We start from the raw sequence: 11,974 nt of genomic DNA, 5'->3' as shown, positions 1-11,974 counted from the left end.
TAAAAAGCGGTGCATCAGCCTTAAAAACTAGTATTCTGCGGTTACTTCATACGAAGTAAACTTGCGAATATTAATAACGCCAGTGTCAAACAATAAGTACTGTCCTTTGATGCCCTGTAAAATACCTGCCACTTGTGGATTTTTATCAAAATTATGCGAGACAATTTTGCTAGGAAAAACATTCACTGGATAATTAATTTCAACCACCGACTCATCAACCACTTCGATTTCATCTTGCCCAAATTGCGATATCAGCTTTTGGATACTCTCGGTGAGTGTTTGCTGTAAAGTTTGTGCCTCAGCCTTTAAATCAACAGGCTCGGGATTCCCTTTAAGCAGCGCACGCCAATTTGTTTTATCGGCAATTAACGACTTGAAGGCGGTTTCCACAAATCCTGACTGCTGGCGAGTATTTACTTTAAACATAATTACTGCCTGTGTTGCGCCTTGATCAATCCAGCGAGTAGGTATTTGAGAATGGCGGGTAATACCAACCTTAAGACCAGAAGTGTTTGACAAATAAACATAATGCGGAACAAAACAATTTCGCTCGCCCCATTCTGGTTCGCGACAAGTACCTAAATGATAATGACAAGTTTCAGGCTTCATAATACACATATCGCAACGAGCCAACTTTTTCATACAAGGAAAACAGTAACCTTGAGAAAAGCTTTTTTTTGTCACGTTTCCGCAATGCTGACAAAATATCCGACCTGAAAAATTTAAATTTAATGACTGGCCAATTAAATCATTTAACGGCAACTCATCTTCACCAAGTGGTAAATAATAATCTACCTGAGTATTTAATTCTGAACGCATTTTGTCTAGACAACCCGTTAGCATACTTGTTTAACCTGTTTTTTTGTGGATATTATTCATGCGGCTAATTGTAACAGTTGCAGCAAATAATTTGAGAATTCTTTTGACTGGTAAGCTTGATTCAGTTCAAATTCAGCTTAATGTCGTTAAGCTAGCAAGTAATTGACCTTAATCTGTCCAAAACACCAAGCGCATCAACAGACAAAAAGTTTCCCTTCATATACTAAGGTGGAATACTCTGTTGCACAAACAAGCGAGCGCTTTGTCGGTAGATTTATTGTCGGCCAGTATTTACTAAACAGGTGAGTCATTTCATGAAATTATACTCGTTCAATCTAGCCGTATCGATTTTATTGTTATCATGCTTGAGTTTTACACGACAAACCCAAGCAACAGAAATCCCCCAAGGTATGCTCTATTACAGCTTTGAAGCAAATGGAGAGGATTATATTGCAGGAATTGGAACGGGTTTAAAACTTTATGATGAGGACGCGCCGATTGGCGTCATTTTAACCACTTCGTTAAATTATGCCGAAGTTACCACAGAGCGAGGCTATACTGAAAACTATACGGCTTGGGAAGCCGCCTTTAAGGTAGGTCACTTTTCAGATTTTTCAGTTTACCTTGAAGCAGGATTCGATCTGTCAGAATTAATTTTTCATGATTTGCGCTACTCAGATGATCATATTTTCTATACCAACGATTCTCATCATGATCATGATCACTATGATGACAATATAGACGCTTATGTGGGTATTGGTGCAGGCTTTCGACTGGGCGGCCTAGGTATTGAAGCGTTCAGTAAATTGCGTGAAATTGACAGCCGCAATTGGGAAGCTGAAGCTGAAGTTTTTAGCGGCATAACATTTTCTATAAACTTTTAATCGACTTCTCGACCATTTCCTTATCTCTTAAAGTCGGTTATTGAAAGACTATTTTTGTTGTCAGATTAAATAACCGATTGAACCATTTCAATCTCCAAACTGATTTAATTTTAAACAACGCATTCATTTAATCACTTTGCCTTTGATTCACCAAACTAATAGTAAAATACTTATTTATATTAGCAATAACTAAATTTTTTACTCTGTTTCACAAATTTGTCATGTTATTCCACCAGACTAAAACCATATCCGTGTCCCTATTTACTGCAGTTAAAATTGTTTGATGTAGCCCAATGAATGATTCATTAATCCGCCTTGAATTAGAAAAAATACTCAGCCGTCAAAATATCACTTCTGTTTTTCAACCCATTGTTAACGTGAGAAGTAAAAAGATATTAGGATTTGAAGCATTGACTCGTGGCCCCTCAGATAGCCCATTACATTCTCCAGAACAACTTTTTCAAGCGGCAACTCGGCTTGGTCGCTTGCCAGAACTCGAATTGCTGTGTCGTGAAAAAAGCATTGATGCCTTTATTGAGCGGCAGTTCGATGGCTTACTGTTTATTAACATCAGTCCAATGGCACTCCTAGAGCCTAATTATCCTAAAGGTGAAACAATTCGCTTGGTAGAAGAGACGCCGCTCTCCCCTAATCAGATTGTCATAGAGGTTTCAGAAAAATACCCAACGCTCGATATTGGTGCGCTCAGACATGCACTTAACTATTATCGTTCACAAGGTTTCAGAACGGCAATTGATGACTTGGGCGCAGGTTATTCCGATTTAAGATTGTGGTCAGAGCTGCGTCCTAATTTTGTCAAAATTGATCGCCATTTTATTAGTAGCATCGACCGCGACTCAGTAAAAAGAGAATTTATAAAAGGCATCAGCGATATTGCCAAAAGCCTCGGATGTGAAGTCATCGCTGAAGGAATAGAAACAGAAGATGAAATGACAACCGTAAAAAATATTGGTATTGAAATTTGTCAAGGATATTACATTGCTAAACCCAGCAACAATCCACCGGTAGAACAAATTACGACTAATTTGGTTGAGATGCCTGAAAAAATTTCCCCCAAAACTTACTACGAAACAATACAAAGTCTTTGCCAGCAGGTTGAACCACTTAACAAAGAAGAAAAACTCGCCAATATCTGGGAGCTATTCCAAAATCCATCAACCCATACGACCTTACCCGTTGTAGATCAGGGTAAAGTTTTGGGCCTCATTCATAAATCAAGAATTATGGAATTATTTTCTACCGATTATGGTCGGGCACTACATTTTAAAAAGCCAGTTGGCGCCTATGTTTTACCTGCTGCAATCATTGTCGACAAAGAAACCTCTCTTGAACAAGTGAGTGAATTATTAACGAATGAAGATGAAAGTTATGTGAGACAATATTTTGTCATAACGCATAATGATCATTATATTGGTATGGGCAGTACTCGCCAGTTATTAAAAAAAATCACCACAATCAAATTAAATAATGCGCGCTATGCCAATCCACTGACTATGTTGCCAGGTAATGTGCCAATCAATCAGCATATAGAACAACAAATCAAATTAAAGCGGGATTTTTATCTCGCCTATTTTGATATTGATAATTTCAAGCCTTTTAATGACGTTTATGGATACAGTAAAGGAGATCAAGTCATTCAGACTTTAGCGAATATCATTCTAGAAAATAGCAACCCCAATATTAACTTTGTGGGTCACGTTGGTGGAGATGACTTTATTGTAATTTTCCAGGAAAGCAATTATCACACCAGTTGTCAGCAGGTAATCGAACAATTTAATGCCAGTCAGCATTTATTTTATTCCGAAGAACATATTAAACAAGGCGAGTTAACGGGCTATGATCGCTACGGTATTAAGCGTCAATTTCCCCTGGCCCAGATTTCAGTTGGTATTGTTAAATCAGATAAATCGATTAACTCGGTTGAACACTACTCGGCATTAGCCAGCGAAGCAAAAAAACGTGCCAAACAAGATCAACAGCGTAGTATTCATGAATATAACCAGTCAAGCCAAACAAAACGCGAAGCCAGCTTAACCCGATGATGTTTTCATTTATTGGTCAGTTCCAGTATATCAACCGATATCATTAATCTACCAATATTTACGATCTCGCCTGATTAGCACCTTATCGAGATTAACCAAACAAGTGTCTACCGAATAAACGCCAATCGTACAAGTGCCAATAGAACAAATAACAAGCAATTAATAGACAACTCGACAAAATGAACGAGCTTTCACCACAGGAAATCCCAAATTCCCCACAAATTCGGCATAAGTTACTTGAACTTAGCCACAAACTATTGGTATTTTGTCTATCGTCTAAATAGAGTATGCCTTGATCGCGGCTAGTCGGGTGTAATAGCGAGAACAAATACCACTTTTTTTAGTTAGTAAACAGGCCATTCACAAAATTAGTTGAGTAACACTTTGTACAGATAACAACCATGCACAATTATCCTATTCGTATTCTCTTCGTGCTATCGCTCTTCTTAGTGGTCCTGTCTGGCTGTACCAAAGAAAATACCGTCACCCCGAGTGAATCGGAACAAAAATATCAATACCAGATTCCCGAAGCCACCAATGACGGATGGACAATTGGTCATTTAGCCGATTTTGATATTGAAGAACCCCGCATCAGTCGAATGGTTCAACAAATTATTGATGGTGTTTACCCCGGCATTGACTCTATTTCAATTGTACGCCACAACACCTTACTGCTTCACCAAGACTTTCGAGATGAACTCAGCCAATATGACGATTGGGTAGGTAATCGCGATTTAGAGCGTCATTTAATGCATTCAACCAGTAAAAGTGTTGTCTCAGCCTTGTTTGGCATTGCCCATGATCAAGGCTTCATACCCGACTTATCCGCTCCCTTATTAAAGCAATTTAACTATTCCTTTTACCAAAACTGGAGCGAGCAAAAAGAAAATATCACTCTCGAAGATACGCTTACTATGCGGTTAGGATTGCAGTGGGATGAATGGAGTTACCCGTTTGCTGATGCCCAAAACAGCTTGACTGACCTTTCTGAAAATAACAGTGACTTTGTTAAAGCACTGCTCGACTTACCGATGGATTCATCGCCAGGCACAACCTACGCCTATAATACGGTCGCTTCAATTGCACTGGGAGCGGTCATTCAAAATAAAACAGGCATTCCACTGAAAGACTTTGCACAAACCTTTTTATTTGATCCACTGCAAATCAATCGAGCAGATTGGCATATGACGCCGACCGGGCTTGCCAATACCGGAAGTGGGCTGTTTTTAAAAACTCGTGATATGGCTAAATTTGGTCAACTTTACCTTAACAATGGTCAATGGAACGGCATGCAGCTTATCAGTAAACAGTGGGTTGAAAAGTCGCTACGTAAGAGCGTCGATCTGCATCTCGACTATGCCTCCGGTTATGGCTATCAATGGTGGCTTGGTGAGTTTGACGATACCGACCATAAAACAAGTTTTTATTCGACTCGTGGACATGGTGGCCAGTTCATTATCATCATTCCTAACTATGATTTAATTATTGCCTTTACCGGACATAATTACACAAATGATTTGCAAAACCTGCCGTTTAAACTGGTGGAGCAATACATATTACCTAGTATTCAGTTTTAATATGAGAGTGTTAATTTTGTTTTACCACAAGATAAGTTATGTTCATTCACTTTAAGAAAAACGACTCAAAGCCAAATTAAATATTCTTCTTTAAATCACTCATTTTTATTCATTAATTACTTGGGCATACCCAATTAATAAATCCGCCTCCTTCATTGACCTACACAACCTCCGTGTAACAAAAATATCGACTGCCAGCCAAAAATAAAAAATTCAATTTTTTTCACTTTATTTTTAAATAAAGAATCAATATATAAAAATTCCAGCAAACAACATAAAAACAATAACAACACAATCGTCATTTTTATTTTTTTCAAAAAATATTTTTTTCTATTTTTAAACATAAAAAACGCCAACAATAAAAACGCCAATTCTCAGCAAACTCCAATAGCGATTAAAACAAAAACAAAAACTCTTAGACAAATAAGCAATCGAAACCTTTTGTGAACCATTTCGCTCTATCAAAAATCAAACATATTTAGATTAAAAATAAAAGTTAAAAACATTTACACGACCAACCTGTCATGCAAGTCGTCAAGAACACGAAACAGCAACGCCTTATTTTTTTGGATTTAAAAATCAAACTTTTTGAAATAAAACATTTCAATTAAAAAATTTAGTAATCACAAATTTTAAAAGGTTAACAATCGACGAGCAACTTAAAATCAAAAATTTACAATCCAACATTTAATATTATTTAGCTAAACATAGCTAACACTTGCGGACTAATTCATATATGACATTATTAAAGAGGTTATCAATGGACAATTTAGCTGAAGCCGCAGAAAAACTGGGCTTACGTATTACCAATCAAAAAACAGAAAGAAACAAGCTGGTTAAACTAAGTGAAAATTTAATTTCTCAGGATTTAGAGAGCATAATCATTACATTTAATAATGGATTTACGCCAGTTTATAATCATGCGGAACAAAATTTGAGTTTACAAAACCGAGCTATCGATGAATTTCCGCTTAGTGATATTCAATATGCATTTATTATTGGCAGGACAAGCAGCATCGAGTTAGGCGGTATACCTAGCTGCATGTACCAAGAAAAATACTTAAACAATATTGATATTGCAAAACTTGAGTCAAGCTTAAGACAACTTATTCAATTGCATCCAATGCTTAGAGCTGCAGTACATAACAATCAGTCACAACGCATACACAATAACTTACCTGACATATCCGTCGAGCTTATTCCTATCGAAGACTTAACTGAAATCGAACAATCATTAAGCCTACAAAAAACTCGTTATGAAATGGAAAATCAAGTGCTATCGCTTGAGCATCCGCCATTAATTCAAGCTAAAGTATCCAAATTAACAGCACAAAAGGTTTGTTTGCATTTATATTTTGACTTAACCATGATTGACTTTAGGAGTATTCAAATACTGTTAAGAGATTGGCATCAACTTTATCAACACTCTCGCTTGGTGCCTATTAATCGAGCTAACTTCTCACATTATATTGAAGAAGAAAACACTATTAAAAACTCTGTGAAATATCACCAAGATAAAATATTTTGGTTGGAGAAGCTAAGTCAAATTGGCCAATCACCTGAGCTGCCAATCAGTCAGGCCGCTGAACAAATTCGCCAGCCTGCTTTTTATCGAAAAACAAAAAATTTATCCAACCAGCTTATTGAAAGACTTTCAAAAGTATGTGCTAAAAAAGGCATCACCCTCGAAGTTTTATTTTTAGGTTTATATATTGAAGTCATTCGCCAATGGTCAAAAAACCAAAACTTTACCATAACCTGTTCACAGTTCAATCGACGAAATGCCATTGATGGAATTGAAAATACCGTAGGTAATTTTTTATCACCTTTATTAATCACTACCAATGCTCAAGCAGAAACTTTGTTAATTGATCGATTAATTCAATTACAGAGTGAATTATTATTAAATCGCTGGCACTCCAGCTTCAATGGTATTGAAGTTATTCGAGAGCTTAATAAAAACAGTGACAGCAATCGCACCATTGCATTTCCAATTGTTTTTAGCAATACGCTGGATGCCAATTTGAAAAAAATTATCGATGATTATGAGTGGCCAGAAGAATTTGCCAGTACCGTCAGCCATAAAACCCCCCAAGTCTGGATAGAAAATCAGTTATTATCAATTAACAATCAAACCTGTATTCATTGGAATTTTATTAACGGTTTATTTCCTGATGAAATGATTGAGCAAATGTTTGATAGCTATATTCAACTCATTCATCAATGTGGTTTAAATGATAATATTTTTGAGCAACACAACCAATTTATAAATTTACCATTAAGTGATCAAATTGAGCAACAATACGCTAATGCAACAAGCCAATACATTAAACCGCAACTATTGCAAAACCTGATAAAATCTGCATCAATTAAATATCCAAACGCCACCGCGATAGTTCAAGGTAATGAGTCAATTACTTATAACGCGCTCGTTGACCGAGCCAATCAATTAGCTAAACGTATATTGACTGAAGTCTCAATAATACCCGGAGATATTATCGCCGTTTCTTTTACCCCCGGCATTGATTTAATTGTATCAATATTAGGCGTACTTAGTGCAGGTGCAGCTTATGTTTCAATTGATCCGTCACACCCATTAGAACGCAAAGATACCATTTTACAACAATGTGAAGCGAAAGCCTTACTCGTTAATCAGCCTCAAGATAACGCCCTATACAATAACCAATTTCCTATCATTAATATTCAACACCCTGTCACACTTGATCGAGTTGACGAAGTCATTTTGCCTATTCAACATCAGGATGATTTGGCCTATGTAATTTTTACATCCGGCTCAACCGGAAAGCCCAAAGGCGTAATGGTTTCCCATCAGAATGCCGCCAATACGATATTGGATATTAATCAAAAGTTTTCGGTCAACGCTAATGATGCCGTTCTTTCATTGGTACCATCAGGCTTTGATTTATGTGTTTATGATTACTTTGGGTTGCTCAGTGTCGGTGGAAAACTGGTTTTTCCTGATCCCGCAACAAAAAATGAACCTTACGGCTGGTTGTCTGAACTGGTACGACACAAAATCACGATTTGGAATACGGTTCCTGCACCAATAAAAGCAATGGTTGATACTTGTGAGCAGGCTATTGCCGAAAGCCAACTTCGTCTAGTGTTATTAAGTGGTGACTGGATCCCAGTTGATTTACCCGAACGAATTAAAAGCTACTTACCACAAACTCAGGTCATTAGCCTTGGCGGGGCAACCGAAGGTTCTATCTGGTCAATCTATTATCCAATCGAATCAGTAAGCACAGAATGGAAAAGCATACCTTACGGCAAGCCACTCGCCAATCAACGGTTTTATGTGTTAAATGAATGGTTATCCAACTGTCCTAAATGGGTGATTGGTGAGCTTTATATTGGCGGAGATGGTGTTGCCAAGGGTTATATCAATGATCCGGCCAAAACGGCTGAACGTTTTATTTATCATCCGGTAACCAACGAATATCTATATCGAACCGGCGACTTAGGACGCTACATTGAAGACGGTTATATTGAAATATTAGGACGTGAAGATGGTCAGGTAAAAATTAATGGCTATCGCGTCGAGCTGGGTGAAATAGAGTCAACACTCTTAAAAACAGATAGTGTGAATCATGTTGTCATTCATGCCCCTATTCATCCCCATACCAAACAACGCCATATAGTTGCCTATTATGTTGCTAAAGACAGCAATGCATCTGAAGAGGCTATTGCCGAGCGTTTAAAACAGTTTTCAACAGAATTTTTACCTTCCTATATGGTACCCACTTATTTTGTCGCTATGCCAACTATCCCATTAACCAATAACGGCAAAATTGATCATAAGTCATTCCCTTCACCGTGGACACTTAATCAAGACAATTCAGGCGGTCAGCAACCAGGTAATCCTGTTGAAGAAAAACTACTTGCCTTGTGGCAAGCGCAACTTAAACATACCGACATTAACATTCACCAGGGATTTTTTGATGTTGGTGGAGACTCACTGCATGCGGTTAGTATTTTAGGCAGCATTCGCACCGAGTTCGATATTCCCTCTTCTGCCGAACAGGAAATTATTGAGGGATTATTTATTAATGCCAACATTCGCGAGTTTGCACAAATAATTATGCGCTTAAAGCCCGATTATGCAGACTTAACAACTCAAGCGTCACAACTTGAGCAAACGCCTGACACAGAGTTTGCCTAATGGACATTTCAGTGAATCAAAACTCGGTTACCGAATACGACTATATAATTATTGGCGGCGGCTCGGCAGGCTGCGTAGCTGCCGCTCGCTTGTCGGCCAATCCAGCGAAAAAAGTACTTCTGATAGAGGCTGGAGGTGCATCTGATGTGAATCATCAAAGCAGTCCGTTAAGAGATGCCTCACGCTTGGTTTTGGAGGGGTACAACTGGGACTACACCGCTAATATTCGTGACAAGCATTTAAATATCGAAAGTTTTACAGAATTTAAAAATCAACTAACCCAAAACTCATCGAGCAAAAAAATATTTAACTATCGACTTGGTAAAGTGATGGGCGGTTCATCGGCAGTTAATGGTGCTGTTGCGCTGCGAGCCTTTCCAAGTGACTTTGCTTTGTGGGAACAGCAAATAGGAAAACAATGGTCTTGGGAATCCGTTCTCCCTTGGTATAAACAATTAGAACATGATTTGGATTTTGCCGAACATCAACTGCACGGCAGCCAGGGACCAATGCGCTTACGGCGTCCACAACCTGAAGAAATTCATCCTCTGGATGCCACTTTCGCAGATATCAGTGTTAAACAAGGTTTAAACTATGTTGACGATTTAAATATTGGTGAAGCGCCAGGTGTTGGGCTGGTTCCTTCAAATGTTGCACCTAATGCCGAACGAATTGATGTATACCGGGCATATTTAGAGCCGCTCAAATCACGCGAGAACCTAAGTGTCATCACCGATGCACTTGTCGATAAAGTCAAACTCGAAAATCAGCAAGTCATTGGAATTACCATTAAGGTTGATGACAAAGAATATTACTTACAAAGTTCTGAAGTGGTATTAAGTGCTGGCGCAATTGGATCAGCCGCAGTATTACAACGTTCAGGTATTGGCGATCCGGATCATCTTGGCGCGTTAAATATTCCGTTGAATCAAGCGCTGCCCGGAGTTGGAAAAAATCTGCAAGACCATTCCTCACTGGTAGTATGGTCAGTACCTAAGCCAGGCGTATGTCAAAGCGGTATGCCGTGGCGGCAATTTGCAACACGTAGCCAAAGTGGTGTAGATCAGCAAACAGATATTCAAATTGGTCTATTAAACAGTATTGACAGTACGACAGTTCCCGGTTTTCAGGACATCGCCCATCCCGCTTTAGTCGGCATCTCGGTCATGCTTATGCGTCCTCAGGCAAGAGGCAAAATAAGTATTCAATCCACCAATCCCCAACAGCGACCGCTTATTTATTTACCCATAGCTCAAGACCAGCAAGATATTTTGCGCATGGTAGCAGGCGTTAGAAATATTTGGCAGACACTACAAGCACCTACTATTCGCCAATATTTACAAGAAACCTTATTTTGGTCTGAAACCATCATTAACAACGATAAGGTAATGCAAACTGTTGTCAGTAATTTAATTAATCCCGGCTGGCACGCCAGTGGCACGCTAAAGATGGGCCGCAAAGAAGATCCGGATGCTGTTACTGATGAAAATGGATGCGTTCATGGAATAAACGGGTTAACCGTACTCGATGCTTCAGTATTTCCCGCTATTCCTTCGATGCCAACAAATTTGACCACTATCATGGTTGCTGAAAAATTATCAGATCAGCTAATTCAAAGGAGTCAATCATGAATCAACCGCGACGTATCATTTATGCTTTTTCACATGCTGGTGCAAGTGCTTCAAGTTATCAGCCTTGGATAAATCAACTGGCAAGTGATTCGCTCATTCGGTTTATTCCGCTGGAAAGAGCGGGCCGTGGAAAACTCATTCGTGAAAAGACATTTGCGTCATTATCTGAACTCAGCAAGTCACTGGCAGATTATATCTATCAGGATTTTCAACATCAGCAACCCAAAGGAGTAAAAGACTGGATTACTTTTGGTCATAGCTTTGGTGGCGTACTCAGCTTTGCGGTCACGAATATACTCCAAAAACTTTATAAGCTGACTCCCACTTACAGTATTATTTCAGGGTCGCTTGCGCCAAGTATTCAACAGCCAGATGATATGCATCTTTGGAGTGATAAAAAAATTCTTGAGCGAGCCAAAGCCGATTCAGCAACGCCAGACAAATTACTGGCAAACCCCAGCTTTGCTAAAGTCATCATTAATCAACTTAGAGCAGACTATACCATTCGCGAGCAGTTTTTAAATTTAAAATCATGCAAAGTTAACCAGCCTTTCGTTCTATTTAATGGTACACGAGACCCGCATGTCAGTATGGATATGATTAAAGCCTGGCAAAATCATACGACTAGTCAAACAAGACTCATTGAGATAGAAGGTGGGCATTTTTCAATTTACCAACGATGGGATCTGGTTTATCAAGCTTGCCTTAAAAACCTAATCGAGCCCCCACTTTCTGTCAGGTCATCAATGTTTGATTCGTTATCGGCTCAATCCGCAACTCAACTCAAAACGCATACAGTATGAAACCAAAGGACCTC

At 38.7% G+C, this 11,974-nt stretch carries 8 protein-coding genes; 6 read left to right on the top strand and 2 right to left on the bottom strand.

Annotated elements, in window-relative coordinates; translation table 11 throughout:
* Positions 1 to 27: 27 nt before the first annotated feature.
* On the bottom strand, positions 28 to 843 hold the full coding sequence (locus tag ABVT42_RS16250; RefSeq protein WP_353896849.1) for a DUF2797 domain-containing protein: 816 nt from the start codon (positions 841 to 843) through the stop codon (positions 28 to 30).
* Positions 844 to 1,133: 290 nt separating this feature from the next.
* Between ABVT42_RS16250 and ABVT42_RS16245 the strand changes: the two genes are divergently transcribed.
* The 3 genes from ABVT42_RS16245 to ABVT42_RS16235 all read left to right on the top strand — a co-directional run bounded on the left by ABVT42_RS16245 (position 1,134) and on the right by ABVT42_RS16235 (position 5,343).
* Positions 1,134 to 1,703: a hypothetical protein gene (locus tag ABVT42_RS16245; protein WP_353896850.1), complete on the top strand. Its 570-nt coding sequence runs from the start codon at positions 1,134 to 1,136 to the stop codon at positions 1,701 to 1,703.
* Between the two features lie 293 nt (positions 1,704 to 1,996).
* On the top strand, positions 1,997 to 3,766 hold the full coding sequence (locus ABVT42_RS16240; protein WP_353896851.1) for a GGDEF domain-containing protein: 1,770 nt from the start codon (positions 1,997 to 1,999) through the stop codon (positions 3,764 to 3,766).
* A gap of 401 nt (positions 3,767 to 4,167) precedes the next feature.
* The gene (locus tag ABVT42_RS16235; protein WP_353896852.1) at positions 4,168 to 5,343 is read left to right on the top strand and encodes a serine hydrolase domain-containing protein; all 1,176 of its coding nucleotides are present in this window, start codon (positions 4,168 to 4,170) and stop codon (positions 5,341 to 5,343) included.
* A 152-nt stretch (positions 5,344 to 5,495) separates the two neighbouring features.
* Here ABVT42_RS16235 and ABVT42_RS16230 read toward each other — a convergent pair whose 3' ends face one another.
* Positions 5,496 to 5,687 carry a hypothetical protein gene (locus ABVT42_RS16230; RefSeq protein ID WP_353896853.1) on the bottom strand — a complete coding sequence of 64 codons (192 nt, stop codon included), beginning with the start codon at positions 5,685 to 5,687 and terminating at the stop codon, positions 5,496 to 5,498.
* A gap of 416 nt (positions 5,688 to 6,103) precedes the next feature.
* On the opposite strand from ABVT42_RS16230, the gene ABVT42_RS16225 reads away from it, so the two are divergent.
* The 3 genes from ABVT42_RS16225 to ABVT42_RS16215 are packed head-to-tail and all read left to right on the top strand — an operon-like array spanning position 6,104 to position 11,960.
* Positions 6,104 to 9,526, top strand: a complete 3,423-nt coding sequence (locus ABVT42_RS16225; protein WP_353896854.1) for a non-ribosomal peptide synthetase — start codon at positions 6,104 to 6,106, stop codon at positions 9,524 to 9,526.
* Positions 9,526 to 11,157, top strand: a complete 1,632-nt coding sequence (locus ABVT42_RS16220) for a GMC family oxidoreductase (RefSeq protein WP_353896855.1) — start codon at positions 9,526 to 9,528, stop codon at positions 11,155 to 11,157. Before ABVT42_RS16225 ends, ABVT42_RS16220 begins: the two co-directional genes overlap by 1 nt.
* On the top strand, positions 11,154 to 11,960 hold the full coding sequence (locus ABVT42_RS16215; RefSeq protein WP_353896856.1) for a thioesterase II family protein: 807 nt from the start codon (positions 11,154 to 11,156) through the stop codon (positions 11,958 to 11,960). Before ABVT42_RS16220 ends, ABVT42_RS16215 begins: the two co-directional genes overlap by 4 nt.
* Positions 11,961 to 11,974 lie beyond the last annotated feature (14 nt).

The organism is Aliikangiella maris (assembly GCF_040719265.1).
In the GTDB taxonomy this organism is placed as follows: Bacteria; Pseudomonadota; Gammaproteobacteria; order Enterobacterales; family Kangiellaceae; genus Aliikangiella; species Aliikangiella maris.
This window is presented reverse-complemented; position numbering and strand designations above follow the sequence as displayed.